This is a genomic window from uncultured Sphingomonas sp., assembly GCF_964237335.1.
Classification (GTDB): domain Bacteria; phylum Pseudomonadota; class Alphaproteobacteria; order Sphingomonadales; family Sphingomonadaceae; genus Sphingomonas.
In genome coordinates, this window is sequence record NZ_CAXSHM010000001.1 from 1 (window position 1) to 21913 (window position 21913).

General features: G+C 69.3%; 23 protein-coding genes and 1 tRNA gene. 16 read left to right on the forward strand and 8 right to left on the reverse strand.

Translation table 11 applies throughout. The features are described from left to right. A partial coding sequence (locus tag ACFE65_RS00005; RefSeq protein ID WP_375380276.1) for an AAA family ATPase occupies positions 1–1977 on the forward strand: 1977 nt, incomplete at its 5' end. A gap of 84 nt (positions 1978–2061) precedes the next feature. On the opposite strand, the gene ACFE65_RS00010 is transcribed toward ACFE65_RS00005, so the two are convergent. From ACFE65_RS00010 to xseA, 4 genes are all read right to left on the reverse strand, one after another. After that, a complete protein-coding gene (locus tag ACFE65_RS00010) occupies positions 2062–5265 on the reverse strand; it encodes a TonB-dependent receptor domain-containing protein (RefSeq protein WP_375380277.1) in 3204 nt (1067 codons plus the stop codon). Positions 5266–5496: 231 nt separating this feature from the next. Beyond that, complete coding sequence (locus ACFE65_RS00015; RefSeq protein ID WP_375380278.1) at positions 5497–6375, reverse strand: M23 family metallopeptidase; 879 nt, start codon at positions 6373–6375, stop codon at positions 5497–5499. Next, positions 6372–6572: a DUF2093 domain-containing protein gene (locus ACFE65_RS00020; RefSeq protein WP_375380279.1), complete on the reverse strand. Its 201-nt coding sequence runs from the start codon at positions 6570–6572 to the stop codon at positions 6372–6374. The genes ACFE65_RS00015 and ACFE65_RS00020 overlap by 4 nt, the downstream gene beginning before the upstream one ends. A gap of 22 nt (positions 6573–6594) precedes the next feature. Further along, positions 6595–8055, reverse strand: a complete 1461-nt coding sequence (xseA, locus tag ACFE65_RS00025; protein ID WP_375380280.1) for an exodeoxyribonuclease VII large subunit — start codon at positions 8053–8055, stop codon at positions 6595–6597. Between xseA and purD the strand changes: the two genes are divergently transcribed. From purD to ACFE65_RS00045, 4 genes are all read left to right on the forward strand, one after another. After that, positions 8054–9316, forward strand: coding sequence for a phosphoribosylamine--glycine ligase (purD, locus tag ACFE65_RS00030; RefSeq protein ID WP_375380281.1), 1263 nt, complete (start codon positions 8054–8056; stop codon positions 9314–9316). The two genes, xseA and purD, sit on opposite strands and share 2 nt — an antisense overlap. Positions 9317–9404: 88 nt before the next feature. Next, on the forward strand, positions 9405–10040 hold the full coding sequence (locus tag ACFE65_RS00035) for a hypothetical protein (RefSeq protein WP_375380282.1): 636 nt from the start codon (positions 9405–9407) through the stop codon (positions 10038–10040). A gap of 110 nt (positions 10041–10150) precedes the next feature. Next, a complete protein-coding gene (gene nusB / locus ACFE65_RS00040) occupies positions 10151–10639 on the forward strand; it encodes a transcription antitermination factor NusB (RefSeq protein WP_375380283.1) in 489 nt (162 codons plus the stop codon). Beyond that, a complete protein-coding gene (locus ACFE65_RS00045) occupies positions 10636–10815 on the forward strand; it encodes a DUF4169 family protein (protein WP_375380284.1) in 180 nt (59 codons plus the stop codon). Before nusB ends, ACFE65_RS00045 begins: the two co-directional genes overlap by 4 nt. 10 nt (positions 10816–10825) lie before the next feature. Here ACFE65_RS00045 and ACFE65_RS00050 read toward each other — a convergent pair whose 3' ends face one another. Then, positions 10826–11284, reverse strand: coding sequence for a DUF2721 domain-containing protein (locus tag ACFE65_RS00050; protein ID WP_375380285.1), 459 nt, complete (start codon positions 11282–11284; stop codon positions 10826–10828). A 67-nt stretch (positions 11285–11351) separates the two neighbouring features. Here ACFE65_RS00050 and thiL point away from each other — a divergent pair, with 67 nt between their 5' ends. The 6 genes from thiL to ACFE65_RS00080 all read left to right on the forward strand — a co-directional run bounded on the left by thiL (position 11352) and on the right by ACFE65_RS00080 (position 14486). Next, positions 11352–12242: a thiamine-phosphate kinase gene (thiL, locus tag ACFE65_RS00055; protein ID WP_375380286.1), complete on the forward strand. Its 891-nt coding sequence runs from the start codon at positions 11352–11354 to the stop codon at positions 12240–12242. A gap of 139 nt (positions 12243–12381) precedes the next feature. Then, the gene (infA, locus tag ACFE65_RS00060) at positions 12382–12627 is read left to right on the forward strand and encodes a translation initiation factor IF-1 (RefSeq protein WP_197394904.1); all 246 of its coding nucleotides are present in this window, start codon (positions 12382–12384) and stop codon (positions 12625–12627) included. 35 nt (positions 12628–12662) lie between these two features. Further along, positions 12663–13232, forward strand: coding sequence for a Maf family protein (locus ACFE65_RS00065; protein WP_375380525.1), 570 nt, complete (start codon positions 12663–12665; stop codon positions 13230–13232). 7 nt (positions 13233–13239) lie between these two features. Next, positions 13240–14187: a ribonuclease gene (locus ACFE65_RS00070; RefSeq protein WP_375380287.1), complete on the forward strand. Its 948-nt coding sequence runs from the start codon at positions 13240–13242 to the stop codon at positions 14185–14187. Further along, a complete protein-coding gene (locus ACFE65_RS00075) occupies positions 14187–14384 on the forward strand; it encodes a DNA gyrase inhibitor YacG (RefSeq protein WP_375380526.1) in 198 nt (65 codons plus the stop codon). The genes ACFE65_RS00070 and ACFE65_RS00075 overlap by 1 nt, the downstream gene beginning before the upstream one ends. 27 nt (positions 14385–14411) lie before the next feature. Next, positions 14412–14486, forward strand: a tRNA-Phe gene (locus tag ACFE65_RS00080). Positions 14487–14961: 475 nt separating this feature from the next. On the opposite strand, the gene ACFE65_RS00085 is transcribed toward ACFE65_RS00080, so the two are convergent. Together ACFE65_RS00085 and ykgO are read right to left on the reverse strand one after the other, a co-directional pair. Further along, positions 14962–15639 carry an HAD family hydrolase gene (locus ACFE65_RS00085; RefSeq protein ID WP_375380288.1) on the reverse strand — a complete coding sequence of 226 codons (678 nt, stop codon included), beginning with the start codon at positions 15637–15639 and terminating at the stop codon, positions 14962–14964. Between the two features lie 2 nt (positions 15640–15641). Further along, positions 15642–15767 carry a type B 50S ribosomal protein L36 gene (gene ykgO, locus ACFE65_RS00090; RefSeq protein WP_004210176.1) on the reverse strand — a complete coding sequence of 42 codons (126 nt, stop codon included), beginning with the start codon at positions 15765–15767 and terminating at the stop codon, positions 15642–15644. Positions 15768–15920: 153 nt separating this feature from the next. On the opposite strand from ykgO, the gene ACFE65_RS00095 reads away from it, so the two are divergent. The 5 genes from ACFE65_RS00095 to ACFE65_RS00115 all read left to right on the forward strand — a co-directional run bounded on the left by ACFE65_RS00095 (position 15921) and on the right by ACFE65_RS00115 (position 21371). After that, entirely contained in the window at positions 15921–16541 is a 621-nt protein-coding gene (locus ACFE65_RS00095; RefSeq protein WP_375380289.1) for a hypothetical protein, read from the forward strand. Continuing rightward, positions 16538–17677 (forward strand): M14-type cytosolic carboxypeptidase, encoded by a 1140-nt coding sequence (locus tag ACFE65_RS00100; RefSeq protein WP_375380290.1) that lies wholly within the window; start codon positions 16538–16540, stop codon positions 17675–17677. Before ACFE65_RS00095 ends, ACFE65_RS00100 begins: the two co-directional genes overlap by 4 nt. Beyond that, complete coding sequence (locus ACFE65_RS00105) at positions 17674–18138, forward strand: GNAT family N-acetyltransferase (protein ID WP_375380291.1); 465 nt, start codon at positions 17674–17676, stop codon at positions 18136–18138. The genes ACFE65_RS00100 and ACFE65_RS00105 overlap by 4 nt, the downstream gene beginning before the upstream one ends. Before the next feature lie 10 nt (positions 18139–18148). Then, positions 18149–18835, forward strand: coding sequence for a 2,3-diphosphoglycerate-dependent phosphoglycerate mutase (gene gpmA, locus ACFE65_RS00110; RefSeq protein WP_375380292.1), 687 nt, complete (start codon positions 18149–18151; stop codon positions 18833–18835). 127 nt (positions 18836–18962) lie between these two features. Then, positions 18963–21371 carry a GH92 family glycosyl hydrolase gene (locus ACFE65_RS00115; RefSeq protein WP_375380293.1) on the forward strand — a complete coding sequence of 803 codons (2409 nt, stop codon included), beginning with the start codon at positions 18963–18965 and terminating at the stop codon, positions 21369–21371. Here ACFE65_RS00115 and ACFE65_RS00120 read toward each other — a convergent pair. Next, on the reverse strand, positions 21263–21913 hold the full coding sequence (locus ACFE65_RS00120; protein WP_375380294.1) for a 4'-phosphopantetheinyl transferase family protein: 651 nt from the start codon (positions 21911–21913) through the stop codon (positions 21263–21265). The genes ACFE65_RS00115 and ACFE65_RS00120 overlap by 109 nt on opposite strands.

Consider the following 21913-nt stretch of genomic DNA (forward strand, 5'->3'; position numbering starts at 1 on the left):
ACCAAGAACAACCCCGTGCTGATCGGCGAGCCCGGCGTCGGCAAGACCGCGATCGCCGAGGGCCTCGCGCTGCGCATCGCCAACGGCGACGTGCCCGACACGCTGAAGGGTCGCCGGCTGATGGCGCTCGACATGGGCGCGCTGATCGCGGGCGCGAAATATCGCGGCGAGTTCGAGGAGCGGCTGAAGGGCGTGCTCGACGAGGTGAAGGCGGCCGAGGGCGACATCGTCCTGTTCATCGACGAGATGCACCAGCTGATCGGCGCGGGCAAATCGGAGGGCGCGATGGACGCGGGCAACCTCCTCAAGCCCGCGCTCGCCCGCGGCGAGCTCCACTGCGTCGGCGCGACGACGCTCGACGAATATCGCAAGTATGTCGAGAAGGACCCGGCGTTGCAGCGGCGGTTCCAGCCGGTGCAGGTCGGCGAGCCGACGGTCGAGGACACGATCTCGATCCTGCGCGGGCTGAAGGAGAAATACGAGCTGCACCACGGCGTGCGGATCACCGACGGCGCGCTTGTCGCCGCCGCGACGCTATCCAACCGCTTCATCACCGACCGTTTCCTGCCCGACAAGGCGATCGACCTGATGGACGAGGCCGCCAGCCGCATCCGCATGGAGGTGGAGAGCAAGCCCGAGGAGATCGAGACGCTCGATCGCCGCATCCTGCGCCTGAAGATCGAGCGCGAGGGATTGAAGCGCGAGAGCGACGCGGGCTCGGTCGACCGGCTCGCGCACATCGAGGCGGAGCTGGCGGGGCTGGAGGAACAGTCCGCCGCGCTGACGCTGCGCTGGACCGCCGAGAAGGACAAGATCGGCGCGGAGGCGAAGCTGAAGGAACAGCTCGACGCGGCGCGGCTGGCGCTGGAGCAGGCGCAGCGGTCCGGCGACCTCGCACGGGCGGGCGAGCTGTCCTACGGCACGATCCCGGCGCTGGAGAAGCAGCTCGCCGATGCGGCCGGGGCGATGGCGGGAGCGATGCTGCGCGAAGAGGTGGTCGCTGACGACATCGCCGGCGTCGTCTCGCGCTGGACCGGCATTCCCGTCGACCGGATGCTGGCGGGCGAGCGCGACAAGCTGTTGCAGATGGAGGCGAAGCTCGGCGCGCGCGTGATCGGCCAGGAACAGGCGGTTCGCGCCGTCGCCAACGCCGTCCGCCGCGCGCGCGCAGGGCTGCAGGATCCCGGGCGGCCGCTCGGCTCGTTCCTCTTCCTCGGCCCTACCGGCGTCGGCAAGACCGAGCTGACCAAGGCGCTGGCCGAGTTCCTGTTCGACGATCCGAACGCGATGGTGCGCATCGACATGAGCGAGTTCATGGAGAAGCACGCGGTCGCGCGGCTAATCGGCGCGCCGCCGGGCTATGTCGGTTACGAGGAGGGCGGCGTGCTGACCGAGGCGGTGCGGCGGCGCCCGTATCAGGTCGTGCTGTTCGACGAGGTGGAGAAGGCGCACGGCGACGTGTTCAACGTGCTGCTCCAGGTGCTCGACGACGGGCGGCTGACCGACGGCCAGGGGCGGACGGTGGATTTCGCCAACACGATCATCATCCTGACGTCGAACCTGGGATCGCAGTACCTGGCCAACATCGCCGACGGCGAGGACGTGGCGAGCGTCGAGCCGCAGGTGATGGAGATCGTGCGCGGGCATTTCCGGCCCGAGTTCCTCAACCGGCTGGACGAGATCATCCTGTTCCACCGGCTGGGCCAGGCGCACATGGCGCCGATCGTCGACATCCAGGTGGCGCGCGTCGGGCGGCTGCTGGCGGATCGCAAGATCACGCTCGACCTGACGGACGCGGCGCGCGTGTGGCTGGGGCGGGTGGGGTACGATCCCGTCTATGGCGCCCGCCCGCTGCGCCGCGCGGTGCAGCGCTACGTGCAGGACCCGCTCGCCGACATGATCCTGCGCGGCGACGTGAAGGACGGCGCGACGGTGCACGTCGACGAAGGAGACGGGCGATTGCTGCTGACGGCGTGACGGCCACTGCGCCGGCCATTGACGGCAGATACGAAAAGGGCCGGCCCCGTGAGGAGCCGGCCCGATCTCGTCCGGCGGCGAAGCCTAGAACTTCACGCGCGCGCCCATGCGGAAGTAGCGGCCGATGATGCCGGCATTCGCCCAGGCGGGGTTGTAGTTGGAAGCGCCGTAAGTGCTGGGATCGTACGGTGCCGACACGTTGAGCACGTTGAGCACGTTGAAATACAACGTGAAATTGTCGTTGACCTTGGCCGTCGCCGTTACGTCCACGTCGATGAAATGCTTCACGCGGCAGGCGACGACCGTAGCACCATCGCGATAGACCGCAAAACTCCCAATATTAGACGCCGGCGTCCCTGCCGCAGCTGTGGAGGAATAGCAGGTCTGGCCATCAGGCGTATTGCCGGCATCCGCTGCGCCTTCCGAATAGCCGGATGTGTAATATGCGGTGCCAGTCAGCGCTAATTTACCGAAGTCAAAGGTGTTCTGCCAGCTGCCCCGCCAGCGAGGCGTTCCTGAAGCAGACGTCGTCTGATACGGTCCGAGCGAGTTTACGTAGTTCTGTTTGACGCCATTGATCGTCGTGCTGAGCTCAAGCACATAGTTCGCATCCAACGAACTGATCCACTTAACGCCGGGCGTGATGTTGTAGGAACTCTCTAGGTCAAAGTCGATACCGGTGCTCTTGGCAGAGTTGGCGTTGAAGAAAGCCGAGGTAAGCGTGGCGAGCAGAGGATACGGTCCCTGACCGGGAATATAGTTCACGTTATCTACCGTGATACCCTGCACGCCGGAAGCAAGGGCACCCGATCCATTGCTCGCATAATATAGAGAAACCTGATCGCCTGGAGTGGCGGCGATGATCAGGTCCTTCTTGTAGATATTATAATAATCTACGCGTAGACTGATGTTGTTCGTCGGATTGAGGATCACACCCGCAGTGAAGTTTGTTGCCTTCTCAGGCTTGAGGTTCGGATTGCCGACCGACGTCACACCGACACTATACGTATTGGTGCAATACGCATATTTTGCAGCCGGGACAGTTCCTGGAATAGTGCAAGCGGCGCTGTTCTGATACGACGCAGGAGGCGTGAAAGTCGAGAAACCGGTCGTCGGCAGGCCATAGGCCTCGGCGAAACTCGGGATGCGGAACCCCTTGGAGAAGGTGCTGACGAATGAAATCTGCTTGATCGGGGTGAACTTGCCGCCGATCTTTGGCGAGAAGTTCGTCTGTCCCGACGAGTAGCTGTCGTAGCGACCCGAACCGTTCAGCAGGAACTGGTTGAACAGCGGCACGTTGATTTCAAAGAAGCCCGAGGCAACACCACGCGCACCACTGGTCCCGAACCGGTTGATGTTGGTGGTATCGAATGCGTCTGCGGTGTCCACCGGATTGGCGCTTGGAGCGTAGATTTCCTCATAGCGGAACGCGCCACCCGCCGCGATCCCAAGCGGACCGCCCGGTAGGTTGAACAGCTCCTTTCGAAGCGTGATCTGAACCTGCGCGAGTTCGGACTTCGAGTTAACGACAAAGCTGGGCGCCAGATAGTTGCGTTCCGCCTGGCTGTTCGCAGCCTGATTGACGAAGTTATAGCTGCCATCCGCGACCACATTGATCAGTCGTTGCAGATTGATGTATCCGTTGTAGGTCGCCCGCAAATCTTCGCGGTTATACGTGCCTTCGACCGAATAGTCGAACAGGCTGCCGGCGCTTCCGTTCAATCCGGCCGCTGCGCGGTAGCTGCGGCTGCGCCGCTCGTTGCTGAGCGGGATGCCCTGAAGGTAGCTATAGATACGGGCCGTTTCGCCAAGAGCCGCGTACGGATTATTCGGGTTCAGCGTTCCATTTGCTGCGGTGCAACCGCCGGGCGCTGTCGGCACGCTGTTCGGATAGGTCGCGTTCGCGCCATTGAGTGGGCAGACGAATACCGGCAACGCAAGGGTTGTCGTCGTCGGCAGCGCGCCGTTGTAAAGCCCGCCACCGTTTGCTGAAGTCGTGCGGACAGATGCCGGGACGCCAGTGTAAAACACATCGCTTTGATAGAAATTGCCTGAGACATAGGCCTGCGTCTTCTCGCCAAGTTGGACTGTCAGTCGCGCGCTGCCGCCAATCCGCTCCTGCGCCGGCGTGATTACGCTGTACAGATTGCGGTTATCCTGCTGGCAGTTTGTGATCGCCGCAGCCGTGTTGGCGGCTGCCTGCGCCGCGTTCAACGTGACCGTGGGGAGTACACCGCAACCCTGCGCTGGATTGAGCAGCGTATATCGCGATAATGCCGCCGTGTTGGTTGCGTTGTAGGGACGAACAGTCGGATTTATCGTCGCTGCGAAGCCGGCATAAGTGCCGTCAGCCTGAATGCCGTTCAAGACTCCGTTGCTGCGACACGTCGTGGTGCCGGCAGGAATTGTCGCGGTACCTACGCTTGGTGCGCAGAGTCCGCTGAGATCCGACGTGTTGTACGGATAACCACGATCCCGATTGTAGAGGATCGCATCCTTCTGATACTCGCCGCTGACGTAAAAGTTGAAGTGGTTCTCCGACAGGTCGCCATAGCCTACCGTGGCGTCGAGCCGCTGCTCCGCGCTGTCGCCACGCTCGGAAATGCCGGCCGATCCGTTGAGGTGGACGCCGGTGATCTGCTTCTTGGTGATGATGTTGACCACGCCCGCGACCGCGTCCGCGCCATAGGTGGAGGACGCGCCGTCCTTCAGCACCTCGATCCGATCGACGATCGCGTCGGGGATCTGGTTGATGTCGACGAAGTTGCGCACGCCGTCATCGGCGAGCGGATAATAGGCCGCGCGCAGGCCGTCGAACAGCACCAGCGTCGAATCAGTCGTCAGGCCGCGCAGCGACGGCGCCGAGGCACCGGCCGCGAACGCGCCGTTGGCGGAGAAGGAGTTGGGCAGCGTGCCGGCGCCGTTGGCCGACAGGCGCTGGATCGCCTCCGTCACCGTGTTGATGCCGCGCTGCTCGAGGTTGGCGGCCGTCAGGGTGGTGACGGGCGACGGCGTCTGCGCCGTGCCGCGGAACAGCGTACCCGTGACGACGACATCGCCGCCATCGGCCTGCGCCTGGTCCTTGGACGACGACAGCGCCGTGTCCTGCGAGTTCTGGTCCTTGAGCGCGACGTTGCCCGGCGTCTGCGCATCGCCGGGCGCCGGCGTCTCCTGCGTCGTGGCCGGCGCGGTCTGCGCGAAGGCCGGGCCGGCCAGCGCGACGAGCAACGCCGCCGACGACACGCCGAGCGTGAGCGACTTGCGCTTGAGTCCAGTGGTTCTGATCACGTCCGCTTTTCCCTTTTTCCCGGGCCTTTCGCGTTCGCGAGCGGCCGGCGTCCCTGAACCCCGGCCGTCTTTGACGGTCCAGCGGTTGATGATCGGGAGATGACGCCAGCGTCACCCACTGTAAAGCCGGCATTCAGGACGCGCGGAACTTGTCGGGGCCGTGTGCCACAACAGCCACACTATGTCCGTGACGCGCTCGCGATCGACATTTTGATGCGTCGGCCCGCTGCGTCAGCGCGGCGGCGGGCTTCCCGCGACGAGCAGCGGGTCCAGCCGTGCGTCGCGCCAGCGCAGGCCCCAATGCAGGTGCGGCCCGGTCGCGCGGCCGCTGTGCCCCGACCGGCCGACGATCTGACCCTGGCGCACATGCTCGCCGACCGCCACGTCGATCCGCGACAGGTGGAGCAGCGCGGTGGACAGCCCCATGCCATGGTCGATCATCAACAGATTGCCCTCCAGCGTAAAGGGATGGTCCGCCGCCAGGATCACCACGCCGTCGGCGGGCGCGGCCACCGGCGTGCCGTCGGGCACCGCGATATCGGCGCCGGTGTGGTACGATCCGGGCTCGCCGGCATAGATGCGCTGCGAGCCGAACCAGCCCGACTGGCGCCCGGCGACCGGCCAGCGGAACGACTGGCGCCAGCCGGCGGCGTCGGTGACGGTTGCGCGCGCCGCGGCGATGGCGGCGGCCTCGGGCGCGCGCAGCGCCTCGAACTCGGGCTCGGGCTGCGCGTGGCGGGGCAGCGTCGGCAGCCGCTCGATCCGCCACGCGCGGGGGGCGATGGTGAGGCGTTGGACGAGGAAGACGCCGTTGGGGGAGACGTAACGCAACTCGGCGACAGGCCCCGCGTCCCGATCGAAGGCGACGATGAACCGGCCGTCGGGCGCGACCGGAACCGGCCGGCCATCGAGCGTCAGCGGTGCGTCCACAGGGGCAAGGCCGGTCGCCAGACCACCCTGCTCCAATGTACCCGTCACCTCGAAAGCCGTATGTTCGGCAATCGGAACCGGTAATCGCGTCGCATCGATCTGGCGCGGAGCGGCTGCCGTCGAGTGCGACAGGCAGCCGATCAGCGCCAGCGCGACCATCGACGCCGCCCCCCGCCTCATCGCGGCGCCATCGCCTCCGTCGCGACCTCTGCGCTGGCGTAGGGCTCCTGCCGGACGACGCTCCAGTAGCGCAGTTCCTCGATCGGGATCGACGCGCCCGACCGCGCGCACACCACATGGTCGCCGGGCGTCAGCACGCGGAAGCCGTTGGCCATGTAGTGGAGCCGTGCCGCGCGGTTGGTGTTGGACATCAGCATGGAAAAACAGCCCGAGAGAAGGTCAGAACAGCTGCGGCTGGTCGGCCGCCGGCTTGACGTAGCCGCGCGGCCGGGCACGCTCAACCGTCGCGCGCTCAACCGTCGCGCGCTCAACCGTCGCGCGCTCAACCGTCGCGCTCTCCACCACCGCCGGCACCGGCTCGTCGCGGAAGCGGATCGTCACCTGCCCGGCCGCGCGCGCTTCGTCGGCGGTCGGCAGCACGCGGCCGTCGCGGTCGGTGACGATCGCATAGCCGCGCTGGAGCACGCCGTCGGGGTTGAGTGATTCGGCAAGCCGCCACGTCGCCTCCAGCCGGCGGCGCGCCGCCTCGAGCTGGCGCTCCAGCATCGCCGGACGCAGCGCGCCGCCGCCGCGGTCGAGCGCGCCGCGCGCCAGCGTTACCCGGCGTTCGAGCGCGCGGTCGAGCCGCTGGCCCGCATCGTCGGCGCGCTGGCGCTGGGGTCCGAGCAGCCGATCGCGCGTCGGCAGCAGCCGGGCGAGCGCGTCGGCCCGCTCGCGCCCGCGCTCGACGTAGCGGCGCGCGCACCGCTCCGTCCGCGCGCCTTGCGCATCGAGCGTGAAGCGCAGGTCCGCCAGCACCGGCACGGCGAGCTCGGCGGCGGCGGTGGGCGTCGGCGCGCGCAGGTCGGCGGCGTGGTCGCACAGCGACGTGTCCGTCTCGTGGCCCACCGCGGAGATGATCGGGATCGAGCAGGCCGCGACCGCGCGCACCACCGCCTCCTCGTTGAAGGCCCACAGGTCCTCGATCGATCCGCCGCCACGCGCGACGATCACCAGATCGGGACGCGGCACGGGGCCCGAGCCGTCGGCCGGCAGCGCGTCGAACCCGCGGATCGCCGCCGCGACCTCCGCCGCCGCCCCCTCCCCCTGCACCTTCACCGGCCACACCACGACGCGCGTCGGACAGCGGTCCTCCAGCCGGTGGAGGATGTCGCGGATCACCGCGCCGGTCGGGCTGGTGACGACGCCGATGACGCGCGGCAGGAACGGCAGCGGCCGCTTGCGCGCGGGATCGAACAGTCCCTCGCCGGCGAGCCGCGCCTTCACCTTCTCGAACAGCGCCATCAGCGCGCCCGCGCCGGCGAGCTCCATCCGCTCGATCACGATCTGGTATTTGGATCGGCCGGGATAGGTCGTCAGGCGGCCGGTCGCGATCACCTCGATCCCGTCCTGGGGCGTAAAGGCGAGCGCGGCGGCCGAACCCTTCCACATCACGCCGTCGATCACCGCGACGTCGTCCTTCAGCGCCAGATAGACGTGGCCGGACGTCGCGCGTTTGTAACCCGATATCTCGCCACGCAGCCGGACATGGCCGAACTCGCCCTCGACCAGCCGCTTGAGCCGCCCCGCAAGCTCGCCCACCGAGACCGCGGCTGCGTTGTCGCCGGGCAGGCTCTCGGCTACCAGCCGCGCGGGCCGGTCGGCGCGGGTGTCGAGCGTGGGCGCGAAGGGATCGGGCATGAACGTCCTGCTGGTGGGCGGCGGTGGCCGCGAACATGCGCTCGCCTGGCGGCTGGCGCAATCGCCCGGGCTGATGCGGCTGTTCGCCGCGCCGGGCAATCCGGGGATCGCGACCCACGCGGAATGCGTCGCGCTGGACATCGCCGATCATGGAGCGGTGCTCGACTTCTGCCGATCGCGTGACGTGGCGCTTGTCGTGATCGGCCCCGAGGCGCCGTTGGTGGCGGGGCTGGCGGACGATCTGCGCGAGGGCGGCGTGGCGGTGTTCGGCCCGTCCGCGGCGGCGGCGCGTCTGGAGGGGTCGAAGGGCTTCACCAAGGACCTGTGCGCCAGGGTCCACATCCCCACCGCCGCCTATCGCCGGCTGGCGTCGCTCGCCGACGCGCTCGCGGCGCTCGACGGGTTCGGCCTGCCGGTGGTGGTGAAGGCGGACGGGCTGGCCGCCGGCAAGGGCGTGACGGTCGCGGCGACGCGCGGCGAGGCGGTGGATGCATTGTCCGCCCTGTTCCAGGTACCGGGCGCGGAGGCGGTGCTGGAGCGGTTCCTGTCCGGCCGGGAGGCGAGCCTGTTCGTGCTGTGCGACGGCGCCGATATCGCGGCGTTCGGCTCGGCGGAGGACCACAAGCGCGTCGGCGAGGGCGACACCGGCCCCAACACGGGCGGCATGGGCGCGTTCAGCCCGTCGGTCGCGCTCACCCCCGACCTCGAGGAGCAGGCGATGGCGCGCATCGTCCGTCCGACGGTGGCGGCGCTGGCGCAGGACGGGACACCGTTCGTCGGCGTCCTGTACGCCGGCCTGATGCTGACCGACGAAGGACCGCAGCTGATCGAGTACAATGTCCGCTTCGGCGACCCGGAATGCCAGGCGCTGATGATGCGGTTCGAGGGCGACCTGCTGACGCTGTTGCTGGCGGTGGCGCAAGGGCGGCTGGCCGACGCGCCGCACCCCCGGTTCGCGCGCGGCGCGGCGCTGGGCGTCGTGGTGGCCGCCCGGGGCTATCCCGATGCGCCCGTCGCGGGCGGCGCGATCGGCGGGATCGCGGCGGCAGAGGCGACCGGCGCGCGCGTCTTCCACGCCGGCACGCGGGCCGACGACGGCGACGGCGACGGGGGCAGGCTGGTGGCGTCGGGCGGTCGCGTCCTGACGGTGACGGCGGCGGCCGACACGCTCGCCGACGCGCGCGCGCTCGCCTACCGGGCGGTCGACCGCATCGACTACCCCGACGGCTTCCATCGTCGTGACATCGGCGCGCGCGGGTGATGCCGGACGCACGAGCGAGGTTCTTCGCCGGCCCGATCCGTGGCATGATCAGCCTGCCGGCCGCTCGCTCCGGCGCGAGGTAGATTCGATGCAGACCAGTCCTCCGCCCGGCGCCGGCGCCGACCCGTTCTCCGCGGTGGAGGCGATCACCACCGCCCATCTGATCCTGATCGCGGCGGTCGCCGTGATCGTGCTGATCGCGATGGTGTACGGCGCGCGCCTGAAACGCCGTCGCACCCTGGCGCAGCGGGAGGAACAGGAACGGCTCGACGCCTATGCCGACGAGCATCGCGACGCTCTCCCGGTCGAGAGCTCCCAGGTCGAGGCTCCCCCGTCAGCGCCGGTCCCGCCCGCGGAGCCCGGCGCCATATCGCCCCGGGAGGGGCAGCGTCCGCTGCCTCCGGTGCCGCCGGCGCAGGTGCAGTCGCAATCGCAGACGCAGACCCAAACCCAGACCTTTCCCGAGCCCGTCGCCGCCTCCCCAGCGGGCGGCCCGGTGACGCAGCTAAAGGGCCTGGGGCCCAAGGTCGCGGCGCGGCTGGCGGAGCTGGGCATCACCTGCGTCGGCCAGATCGCCGCGCTCGACGACGATGCGGCGGACGCGATCGACGCCAGCTTGGGCGCGTTCCAGGGCCGCCTCGCGCGGGATCGCTGGGTGGAACAGGCGCGCTTCCTCGCCGCGGGCGACCGGGCGGGGTTCGAGGCGGTCTTCGGCCGGTTGTGACCGCCGCCGCGCGCAGACACCGCGCGCCTAGCGCGCGTCCAACGCCGCGAGCCCAACGCCGCTATCAATGGGGTGACGCAGGCCGCGCCCGCGCCTACATGCGGCGTCCGATGGCCCGAACCCAGATCCGCCAGCCCCGCACCCGGGCCCGCGCCGCCGCGCGCCTCGCCGCCGTCCAGGCGCTGTATCAGCGCGACATGGAAGGCATCGCGGTCGCTCCGCTGCTCCACGAGTTCCACCAGCACCGGCTGGGCGCGACGATCGAGGACGTGGAATATGAGGAGGCGGACGTTGCCTTCTTCGACGATCTGGTGCGCGGCGCGGCCGCGCGGGCCGGCGAGATCGACGGCGCGGTGGCGGCCAAGCTCGCGAGCGGATGGACGCTGGAACGCCTCGACAAGCCGATGAAGGCGATCCTGCGCGCCGGCACCTATGAGCTGCTCGCCCGCGCCGACGTGCCGGTGGGCGCGATCATCAGCGAATATGTCGACGTCGCCCACGCCTTCTACGAACGGCGCGAGGCGGGGTTCGTCAACGGCCTGCTCGATGCGATCGCCAAGGACGTGCGGCCGCGCGCGCCCGAGCCCGCCGGCGCGTGACGGCGACGGTCGTCGGTCTCGGCCGCGCCCGCAAGGCGAAGGCGCGCGTCGATCGGGAAGCGCAGGCCGCCGCCAACCGCGTGGCGTTCGGCCGGACGGGCGCGCAGAAACAGGCGGAACGGATCGCGGCGGAGCGGCAGGCTCGCCTGTTGGACGGCGCTCGCCGCGAGGATTGATCGCGTGACGTCAGACGGCGGGCGGCCTGCCCTCCGCCTTGGCCGACCGCTCCTCCACCTGCTCGCGCACCGTGCGGCCGGCGAGGATCATTTCGACCGCGAACGCGCCCAGCCCCAGGATCGAGCAGCCGAGCGCCCCGCCGAACAGCGTGAACAACAGCCCGCCGGCGGCGCCGGTGCGGATCGCGCCGACGAACAACGTCATCGCCGCACCGCACGTCAGCGCGCCCCCGATCGCCGCCAACAGCACCGCGACGTCGAGCAGGTGCGAGCGCGATCGCAGCCGCGCGAGCTGGCGCGGACGCTCCTCCGCCAACGCCATCGCCTTGTCGACCTGATCCGAGACCCGCGCGAGCCGCGAGGTGAAGACGTTGAGCATCGAGGCGATGCCCGTCAGCAGGAAGATCGGCGTCAGCGCGAGCTGGACGACATGGGCGGCAAGGTCGATCGGCGGGGCGGCGGCTGTCATGCCGGGCGGTGTACATCGCAGGCGCCGGTTCCACCAAGTCTGTGGCGCGTGTAGGCGCGGCGGCAACATGACGGAGGTCGAGTTCATCGCCGCGCTGCGCACCCTGCCGCTGCATCCGGGCGCGCGGGGGCTGACCGACGATGCGGCCGTCGTCGGTCCGTACGTCCTCACCACCGACACGATCGTGGAGGGCGTGCACTTCCTGCCCGGCGATCCGCCCGGCGACGTCGCCTGGAAGCTCGTCGCGCAGAACCTGTCCGATCTGGCGGCCAAGGGTGCCCGCCCGGAAGGCGTGCTGCTCAACTATCCGCTGACCGACGATGCGTGGGATCGCGCGTTCGTGGCGGGGCTGGCCGAGGCCTTGGCCGCGTTCGCGACGCCATTGATCGGGGGTGACACGGTGTCGCTGCCCCAGGGTGCGCCGCGCGTGCTGACGATCACCGCACTAGGCACGGACGCCGCCGCGCCGCCGCGATCGGGCGCGCGGGCGGGTGACGGACTGTGGGTGACGGGTACGATCGGTGACGCGGGCGCGGGGCTCGCGATTGCGCTAGGGGCCGACGGTCCGGACGTGCTGCTCGCCGCCTATCGCCGTCCCAGGCCGCTAGTCGCCGAGGGTCGCGCGCTCGCGCCGCTCGTCAATGCGATGGCGGACGTGTCGGACGGGCTGCTGATCGACGCCACGCGCATCGCCGCCGCCAGCGGGCTCGCCGTCGGCATCGACCTGTCCGCCGTGCCGCTGTCGGCCGCCTACCGTGCCTTTGCCGGCGATGACGTGCTCCGGGCGGCGACGGCGGGTGACGATTACCAGCTCCTCTTCGCCGCGCCTGCCGGCTTCGAACCGCCGGTCCCGGCCACCCGCATAGGTACGTTCGCGGCCGGGGCGGGACTAACGCTCGTGCGCGACGGCGTGCCGGTGGCGCTGCCGCCGAGCCTAGGCTATCAGCACGGCGTCTGACGCCCCGCTCGCGCGATTGATGGTCGTGGCGAGGCTCCCCATTTGGGGATTGACGGGAACGCGGGCGGATCCATGCCCTCGCCTTCCCTTTTGCGCGCCCGTCCGCTAAGGGCGCGCCGAACCCGAAGCGAGGTATTGTTTGCCCAAGGAAGAACTGCTCGAGATGCGTGGCCGCGTGGTGGAGTTGCTCCCCAACGCGATGTTCCGCGTCCAGCTCGAAAACAACCACGAGATTCTCGGCCACACGGCCGGCAAGATGCGCAAGAACCGCATCCGCGTGCTGACGGGCGACGAGGTGCTGGTCGAACTGACGCCGTACGATCTCACCAAGGGACGGATCACCTATCGCTTCATGCCGGGCCGCGGCGGCCCCGGCCCGTCCTGACGGGCAATCCGGTGCCGACCGCCGCACCCGATCCGGTGCGGCTCGTTCTCGCCTCCACCAGCCCGCGCCGGCTCGATCTGCTGGCCCGGATCGGCATAACGCCCGCGCGTGTGGCCGCGCCCGACGTCGACGAGACGCCGCTGCCCGGAGAACTTCCGCGAAATCATGTACTTAGGCTTGCCGAAGCCAAGGCGCTCGCCGTCGAGCGGGGCCCGAACGAGGCGGTGATCGCCGGCGACACCGTGATCGCGGCCGGCCGGCGGATCCTGGGCAAGCCTGTGGACGACGTTGACCATGTTCGCATGCTCGCGCTGCTGTCCGGCCGGCGGCACCATTGCCTCAGCGCCGTCGCCACGATCGATCCGGCGGGCGTGGTCCGCGTGCGCCTGTCGGACACGATCGTCGCCCTTCGCCCGCTCTCGCGCGCCGAGATCGACGCGTACGTCGCCGGCGGCGAAGGCCGCGGCAAGGCCGGCGGCTATGCGATCCAGGGCCGGGCGGAGGCGTGGGTCCGCTTCCTGCACGGCAGCCATTCGGGCGTGGTCGGCCTGCCGCTGTTCGAGACGCGCGCGCTGCTTGCGGCCTGCGGCATCGCGGTCGACTGATCCGCCCGTGGCCGAATGGCTGTACGAAGCCGGGATCGGCGAGAGCCGCGCGGCGCTGGTCGAGGACGGTCGCATCCTGGAGGCCGCGATCGAGCTGGACGACGCAGGCCCGCGCGTTGGCGCCGTCCTGCGCGCCCGGCTCGCGGACCGAGGCCCGCCGGCGATCGTCATGCTGGACGGCGGCAGCGAAGCGATGCTGGTCCGCTTGCCGCCGGGCCTGTCGCAGGGCGCCGCGCTGCTGGTGACCGTCACGCGCGAGGCGATCCCGGAGCCCGGCCGGGCCAAGCGCACGAAGGCGGAACCAGCGTCGTCCGATGCCGCCCCTGCGGCCGGGCCCGACCTGCTCGCGCGCATCGCCGCCACCGGCGCCGCCGTTCGTCGGCTCCGTGCGCACGAGGCCGATGCGCTGGAAGCGGCCGGCTGGTCCGAACTGCTCGACGAGGCGCTGACCGGCGAGATCGCCTTTGCCGGCGGCGCGCTCCGGATGACGCCGACGCCCGCGATGACGCTGTTCGACGTCGACGGTCCGACGCCCCCGACCCCGCTTGCGCTCGCCGCCGCGCCCGCAGTGGCGGAGGCGATCCGTCGTCACGGCATCGGCGGATCGATCGGGATCGATTTCCCGACCGTCGCGGGACGCGAGCCGCGCCAGGCGGTCGCCGCGGCGCTGGACGCCGCGCTGCCGCCGCCGTTCGAGCGGACCGCGGTCAACGGCTTCGGGTTCCTCCAGATCGTGCGGCCGAGACCCCGCGCCTCGCTGCCCGAGCTGCTGCGGGTCGACCCGATGGGCGCAGAGGCGCGCGCGGCGCTCCGCCGGCTGGAGCGGGTGCCGCCCGGCGCGCCGCGCCGCCATCGCCTGCCCGCGGCAGTGCTGGCACGGATCGCCGCCCAGCCCGATTGGCTGGCGGACCTCGCCCGGCGCACCGGCGCCACCCCCGATCTGGAGAGCGACTGATCGCCCGCGCGTCCGCCAAGAACGGCTGCCCGATCTGCGGCAAGCCGGCCGACCCCACGACCGCGCCCTTCTGCAGCCAGGGCTGCCGCGATCGCGACCTGCTGCAATGGCTGTCCGACGGATACCGCCTGCCCGCGCATCCCGCCGATCCGTCGGGTGACGCGGACGGGCTGGACAGCCCCGAAACCCGCGACTAATGAGCCCGCTCCCGCCAACGCGGGAGTGCCCGGGTAGCTCAGTGGTAGAGCAGACGACTGAAAATCGTCGTGTCGGTGGTTCAACTCCGCCCCTGGGCACCACTTCCTGACCGCAACAACGGCAGGCGACTTTCAGGACGCAAAACCCCTTGGCGCTGTCAGCACTGGCAAGAGGGGCGAACGCGTGATCGTCGACCCGACGGCCGAGCCATCGCGCGCAGTTGGCGCTGAGGTGATCGTTAACCAGCGCGGGCAAGGACCATGCCGTGGCGGGCCGAGTCGGGGGAAGACGCGTGGCGTCGTTGGTGGTCCGCCTGATGCAACGGGCGCAGAAGCACCATTCGCGGCCGTGCGCCATCTCGACGTCAATGTCACCAATGCCGGCATCTTCCAGTCGGCCGACTTTTGGACGCTGACGGTGCGTCATGGGATCGCCACTGACCGGGCAGCGTCATGGCCACTGCCAGATCTGATTGCCGGTACCTGCCCGGGAGGTGACCGGAGACGAGGCCGTCCGTCTTTATTGGTTCGGGAGGCTGGCCAAACTGTGGGAGAAACCGGCTGATTGGCCTCTCGATCAGCGAGGCGGCGCGGGCGCACCCGACTGTGAGCGGCTGGCCGGCGCCAGCAGGCCCAGCGACACCAACTCCGCCCGCAATTTCGCGGCGTCGGTGAAGTGCAGCGCGGTCATCCCGACCGCCTGCGCCCCGGCGACGTTGGCGACATTGTCGTCGATGAACACCGCCTCTTCCGCGCGCAACCCGAACCTATCCAGCGCAAGACGATAGATGGGGGCATGCGGCTTCACCATCTTCTCGTCGCCCGAAACGACGATGTCGCGGAACCGATCGAACATCGCCGCCTCGCGCTCGCGGAACGGCGGGAAGAACTCGCCGGAGAAGTTGGTGATCGCATAGAGCGGCACGCCCGCCGCATCGAGCTCGTCGACCAGTTCGGGCATGCCCGGGATCGGGCCCGGGATGGTGTCGAGGAACCGCTCGCCCCAGGCTGCGACCAGGTCGGCATGATGTGGGTGCGACGCGATCAGCTCGGCGGACGTCTCCGCGAAGGGGCGGCCCGCGTCATGCTGGAAATGCCACTCGCGCGTTACGACGTCCCGCAAGAATGCATTAAGCGCCTCACCCCGTGGGATCAGGCGCTCGTACAGGAACCGTGGGTCCCAATCGTACAGGACGGCACCGATGTCGAAGATGACGGTCGTCGGACCCTCGTGCGCCACCTCGACCGAGCGCAAGATCAGCCCTGGCGCGCCTTGAAGCGACGGTTGGTCTTGTTGATGACATAGGTGCGGCCGCGGCGACGGATCACGCGATTGTCGCGGTGACGACCCTTGAGCGACTTGAGCGAGTTGCGGATCTTCATGGCTGTTTTCTGCTGACCGATGGATTTCTGACTGGACGAAATTGCCTAGTGGTTGCGCGCACGGGGGTCAACCGCATTGCCGAGCCGGTCGGCCCCGGACCCGTCGCGCCATTGAAGCGTTACCACCGCGAAACGACACGATGGGGATGATATATGCACAAGCGGCTGGCGGTGGTGGGTCTGGTCTTGGTGCCGTTGGGGCTCGCGGGCTGCGCGACCGGGCCGACGCGGTTTCCGGTCGAGGCGACCCGCTTCCATTACGACCCGGTCGCGGATCGCGGCACGGTCGCGGTGGAACCGCTCGACACGAGCGGGCCGCCAAGCCTCGAGTTCCAGACCTATGCTGCCGCCGTGCAGGCCGAGTTGCTCCGCCTGGGCTACACGCCGGTCGCGCCGGGTGCGGTGCCGCAATTCCGGGTGACGGTAGGGTTCAATCGCACCGACCGACCGTTGCCGCCGCGTCGCTCCCCCGTCAGTATCGGGCTAGGGGCGGGAGGCTTCTCGGGCGGCGGCGGCTATCGTGGTGGTGGCGGCGTCGGGCTTGGCGGCGGTGTCAGCTTCCCGGTAGGCCATCCGCGCGGCCGCGTGGGCGTGATCTCGGAACTGAGCGTGCGTATCCGGCGCGGGCCGGACGCGGTGTGGGAGGGCCACGCCCAGACCGCGACAGACGTCGCGGCGCGCGATGCCGACGCCAATGCTACCGCGGCGCGGCTCTCGCATGCGCTGTTCCTGGGGTTCCCAGGCGATTCGGGGCGCACTATCGAAGTGAAATGACCCCGAGCATCAACGCCGCGTTTGATGGCGGCAACATCCATTTTGTCGCCGTCGATGGCCAGCGCATAGATCTCGAGATCGTGCGCGATCACGGGTCGGACTTCTACCAATGGTTCTACTTCCGCGCGGCCGGGCTGCGCGAGGGTCGATGGACGTTCCGGATCGTCAACGCCGGCGGCTCCGCCTATCCGATGGGCTGGCCAGGCTATCGTACTCGAGCCAGCACCGACCGAGGCGCGTGGCGCCAGATCGAGACGCGCTACGACGACGGCGTGCTGGCGTTCGATTGGGACGGAGCGGATGGCGACGTCGTCTGGTTCGCGTACTTCGCGCCGTACACCACGGAGCGGCACGCCTCGCTGATCGCACGCTTCGCCAACGCGCCGGGGTTCACGCATCGCGAGCTTGGCCGGTCGCTCGACGGGCAGCCGATCGACTTGTTGACGGTCGGCAGCGGCTCTCGACCCGCCTGGATCTACGCGCGCCAGCATCCCGGCGAGTCGATGTGCGAGTGGCTCATGGAAGGCGCGCTGGAGCGGCTCGCCGACGCGACCGATCCGACGACGCGTGCGCTACTCGACGCCTTCACCTTCCACCTAGTCCCCAACATGAACCCGGACGGCACGCGGCGTGGCCATCTGCGCACCAACGCCGCGGGCGTGAACCTCAACCGCGAATGGCACGCGCCGTCCGCCGAGCGCAGCCCCGAAGTGCTGGGCGTGCTGTCGGCGATGGACGGAACCGGCGTCGCCTATGCGATGGACGTCCATGGCGACGAGGCGATCCCGGCCAATTTCATCGCCGGCTTCGAGGGCATCCCGAACTGGACCGACGCGCAGGGTGAGCTGTTCTACGAGTTCGGCCGGCGACTGGCAGCGCACACGCCCGATTTTCAGACCGAGCGCGGTTACGGCAAGGCGGCCGCGGGCCGCGCGAACCTGTCGATGTCGACCAATCAGATCGCCGAGCGGTTCGGCGCGGTGGCTATGACGCTGGAGATGCCGTTCAAGGACCACGACCTCAACCCCGATCCCGAGTTCGGGTGGAGCCCGGAGCGATCCAAGGCCCTCGCCCATGCCACCCTCGAAACGCTGGCGACGATGATCGACCTGATCCCCTCAGGCGGTCGACGATGACGGAGCTGATCGTTCGCGAGGGCGGATTGGACGATCCGGTGGTGACTGCGCTGCTCGCCTTTCATCATCGCGAAGCGCACAACGGCTTTCCTTCTGGCTTTGCCCACGCGCTCGACCCCGCCGCATTGCGCAGTCCCGACATCCGGTTCTTCGCAGCCTGGGATGGTGACGCGCTCGCGGGCGTCGGCGCGCTCCGCGCGCTGGGCGATGGCGAGGCGGAGGTGAAGTCGATGCGCACCGACCCTGCCTATCTCGGCCGCAAGGTGGGCCGCCTGATCCTCGACGGGCTGATCGCCGCCGCCCGCGCGGACGGCCACCATCGCGTCAACCTGGAGACCGGCGTCGGCCCGCGCTTCGCGGCAGCCAACGCGCTGTACGAGCGGTTCGGCTTCGTCGACCGGGACGCGTTCGGCGGTTATCCGCCCAGTCCCCACAATCGCTTCATGACCCTGATCCTGTAACGGAGACCCGATGCCCACGCTGATCCTCATCCGCCATGGCCAGTCCGCCTGGAACCTCGAGAACCGCTTCACCGGATGGTGGGACGTGGACCTGACCGACAAGGGTCGCGAGGAGGCACGCGCGGCGGGCGAGCTGCTGACGGCCAAGGGCATGGACGCGGACACCTGCTTCACCAGCCTGCAGACCCGCGCGATCAAGACGCTCAACATCGCGCTGGAAGCGATGGGGCGGTTGTGGCTGCCGGTCGAGAAGGACTGGCGGCTGAACGAGCGGCATTACGGCGGGCTGACCGGGCTCGACAAGGCGGAGACGGCGGCACGTCACGGCGCCGACCAGGTCCACGTCTGGCGCCGCAGCTTCGACGTGCCACCGCCCCAGCAGGAGCCCGGCAGCCCGTTCGACCTGTCCCACGACCGCCGCTACGCCGGCATCGCCATCCCGCGAACCGAGAGCCTGAAGGACACGATCGACCGCGTGCTGCCCTATTGGAACGAGCGGATCGCGCCGGCGCTGCGGAGCGGCCAGCGGGTGATGATCTCCGCCCACGGCAACAGCTTGCGCGCGCTGGTGAAGCACCTATCGAACATTCCAGACGACGAGATCACGAGCCTGGAGATCCCGACGGGACAGCCGATCGTGTACGAGCTGGACGACGACCTGGCCGAGGTGGAGCGGTACTATCTAAGCGAGCGGTAGCCTTACCCGTCACCCCGGGGCTCGACCGGGGGTCCCGCTTCCTTGATACCGGCGATAAGCGGGACCCCGGATCAAGTCCGGGGTGACGAGGGGTGACGTTGGAACTGGGTCATGCTCTAACCCGCCCATGATCCGCCCCCTCGCCGCCACCGCACTCGCCCTCATCCTCGCCGCCCCCCTCACCGCTGCACCCGCCGCGCCGGACCCGCTGGCGGACGTCGATCCGATGATCGGCACCGGCGGCGAGGGTCACACCTACCCGGGCGCGACCGCGCCGTTCGGGATGGTGCAGCTAAGCCCCGACACCGACACCAGCCACGTCGTCCGCGACAGCTACAAATGGGCGGCCGGCTATCGCTACACCGACCCGACGATCCAGGGTTTCAGCCACACGCATTTCTCGGGCGCCGGTCATTCGGACCTGGGTGACTTCCTGGTCATGCCCGTTTCGGGTGACACGGTGCCGCTGGAACCAGGCGATCCCGCCAATCCCGGATCGGGGTATCGGTCCCGCTTCTCCCATGCCGACGAGGTCGCGAAGCCAGGTTACTACGCCGTCACCCTGTCGGACGCCCACGTCCGGGCGGAGATGACGGCGGGCACGCGCGTCGGCGTCCACCGCTACCGCTTCCAGCGCGGCGAGGCGGCGCATCTGGTGCTCGACCTGCGCACGTCGCTCTACAACTATCCCGGCAAGGTGCTGTGGTCGTCAGTGCGGGTGCGCGACGACGGCAGCGTCACCGGCTGTCGCCAGACGCGCGGCTGGGCTCCCGATCGCATCCTGTGCTTCGCGATGCGCTTCGACGCGCCGCTGACGGACCATGCCTTCGTCAGCACGGAGAAGGACGTCGCCTACAAGGGGTTCCAGGGTCCCGGTCGCGGCACGGACGCCGTAGCCGAGCGTACGGGACGCGCGCTGGTTGCACGACTCGACTTCGGCCGGCTCGCGAAGCCGCTGGAGGTGAAGGTAGCCATCTCGTCGGTCGACGAGGCAGGCGCGATCGCCAACCTCGATGCCGAGCCTGGCGATTTCGACGCGATCCATGCCCGCACGACCGCCGCGTGGCGCGAGGCACTGGGTGCGCTGGAGGTCGCCGGCCCCGCGCCGATGCGGCGCAACGTGATGACGGCGTTGTACCACTCGCTGCTCGCTCCGTCGGTAGCGAGCGACGCGGATGGGCGGTATCGCGGCCCGGACGACGCCGTGCACCGCGCCGACGGCTTCACCTTCCGGTCCACTTTCTCGCTGTGGGACACGTTCCGCGCCGAGCATCCGCTGCTGACGATCGTCCAGCCCGCGCAGACCACCGTCGACGTTGTCCGTTCGCTGGTGGCAAGCCAGCAGGAGAGCCCGTTCGGCATCCTGCCGGTGTGGCAGTTCCAGGGGCGCGAGACGTGGACGATGATCGGCTATCACGCCGTTCCGGTGATCGCAGACGCGTATCTCAAAGGCATTCGTGGCTTCGACGCCGACGCCGCCCTGAAGGCGATGGTCGCGAGCGCCACCTACGCGCCCTACGGCGGCCTCGGCGAGTACATGGCGCGCGGCTATGATCCCATCGATCGCGACCCGGAGGCGGCGTCCAAGACCGTCGAATACGCCTATGACGACTGGGCGCTGTCGCGGATGGCGCAGGCGATGGGCCGCAGCGACGTGGCTGCTCCGTTCGAGAAGCGTGCGGGCAACTGGCGCAACACGTTCGATCCCGCGACCGGCTTCGTCCGCGCGCGGCTGGCGTCGGGCGCGTTCCGGACGCCGTTCGATCCGACCGCGATCGACTACGGCTCCGACTATACCGAGGGCAATGCCTGGCAATATAGCTGGTTCGTGCCGCAGGATCAGGCGGCGCTGTTCGGCGCGATGGGCGGCGACGCCAAGGTGGTCGCCAAGCTGGACGCGATGTTCGACTATGACAATTCAAAGCTCGACTACAGCCGTGCCGAGGATATCGCCGGGCTGATCGGCCAGTATATCCATGGCAACGAGCCGAGCCACCACGTCGCCTATCTCTACGACTATGCCGGCGCGCCGTGGCGGACGCAGGAGCGGTTGGCGCAGATCGTCGGCAGCCAGTACAAGCCGACGCCCGACGGCCTCGCGGGCAACGACGACCTGGGGCAGATGTCCGCCTGGCTCGTGTTCACCGCGATGGGCTTCTACCCGGTGACGCCCGGCAGCCTGGAATATGCGATCGGGCGACCGTTCCTGCCGCGCGCGGTGCTGCACCTGCCGGACGGCAAGGCGTTAGCAATTCTCGCGAGCGGGCTGAGCGGCCGCAACTGTTATGTCGAGGCGGTGACGCTGGACGGCAAGCCGTTGGCCCGCAGCTACATCACGCATGCCGAGATCGAGGCGGGCGGCGAGCTGCGCTTTACGATGGGCGCGACGCCGAACCGTCACTGGGCCATCCAAGCTAGCGAGCGTCCCTATTCGATGTCGACCGCCACTGCCGCGACACAAGCCGCGCCACCGGCGAACACCACCCGCGACCAGTCGTCGCCCGAGCGGACGAACCTGGGCCGACCCGCGGGCTGAGTCTCCACGGCCGCAGGATCGAGGCCGCGCGGATGGCCGAAGCGCTTGGCGTGCGCCTCCTTCGCTACCCAGCAGGCGAGCGACGCGCGCAGGCGGTCGGCGGCCGGCCGATCGGCGATCCACGCCCGTTCCGCCGCCGTCAGCAGATCGAGCGGTAACGGTTCCCCCGCGATCGGCTCGACATCGATGCCGACCGGCGAACGGGCGACGGCGACCGCGCACCACGGTGCCCTGCCAGCGAGCGAGACGTGCCAATCGGCGGGAACAGCAACGATCGGACCGCCCCCGGCCGTACGGTCCAGCACCACCCCGGCAGGCCACATTCCCGTCATCTCGCCGAGCAACAGCCGCGCGAGCCGTCGGCGGACCAGCCGCTCGCCCGCGTCGGCGCTACTGGCGACGATCGGAAGATCCGCGGCCAAGGCAGGCGAGCGAGCCAGCCACCGATCCACCCGCGGATCGTCTAGCCTGACGAGCCAGGCCGCGGCCTGCGCGGACCTCGCCTCCTCCGGCGCGTCGATCCAGCGGACGCCGGCCGTCAC

Coding starts and splice junctions, on each gene's coding strand:
- ACFE65_RS00015 (WP_375380278.1), bottom strand. CDS start 6,375: ATGAGGCGGGGGGCGGCGTCGATGGTCGCGCTGGCGCTGATCGGCTGC.
- ACFE65_RS00020 (WP_375380279.1), bottom strand. CDS start 6,572: ATGCTGATGTCCAACACCAACCGCGCGGCACGGCTCCACTACATGGCC.
- purD (WP_375380281.1), top strand. CDS start 8,054: ATGAACGTCCTGCTGGTGGGCGGCGGTGGCCGCGAACATGCGCTCGCC.
- xseA (WP_375380280.1), bottom strand. CDS start 8,055: ATGCCCGATCCCTTCGCGCCCACGCTCGACACCCGCGCCGACCGGCCC.
- ACFE65_RS00035 (WP_375380282.1), top strand. CDS start 9,405: ATGCAGACCAGTCCTCCGCCCGGCGCCGGCGCCGACCCGTTCTCCGCG.
- nusB (WP_375380283.1), top strand. CDS start 10,151: ATGGCCCGAACCCAGATCCGCCAGCCCCGCACCCGGGCCCGCGCCGCC.
- ACFE65_RS00050 (WP_375380285.1), bottom strand. CDS start 11,284: ATGACAGCCGCCGCCCCGCCGATCGACCTTGCCGCCCATGTCGTCCAG.
- thiL (WP_375380286.1), top strand. CDS start 11,352: ATGACGGAGGTCGAGTTCATCGCCGCGCTGCGCACCCTGCCGCTGCAT.
- ykgO (WP_004210176.1), bottom strand. CDS start 15,767: ATGAAGATCCGCAACTCGCTCAAGTCGCTCAAGGGTCGTCACCGCGAC.
- ACFE65_RS00095 (WP_375380289.1), top strand. CDS start 15,921: ATGCACAAGCGGCTGGCGGTGGTGGGTCTGGTCTTGGTGCCGTTGGGG.
- ACFE65_RS00100 (WP_375380290.1), top strand. CDS start 16,538: ATGACCCCGAGCATCAACGCCGCGTTTGATGGCGGCAACATCCATTTT.
- ACFE65_RS00105 (WP_375380291.1), top strand. CDS start 17,674: ATGACGGAGCTGATCGTTCGCGAGGGCGGATTGGACGATCCGGTGGTG.
- gpmA (WP_375380292.1), top strand. CDS start 18,149: ATGCCCACGCTGATCCTCATCCGCCATGGCCAGTCCGCCTGGAACCTC.
- ACFE65_RS00115 (WP_375380293.1), top strand. CDS start 18,963: ATGATCCGCCCCCTCGCCGCCACCGCACTCGCCCTCATCCTCGCCGCC.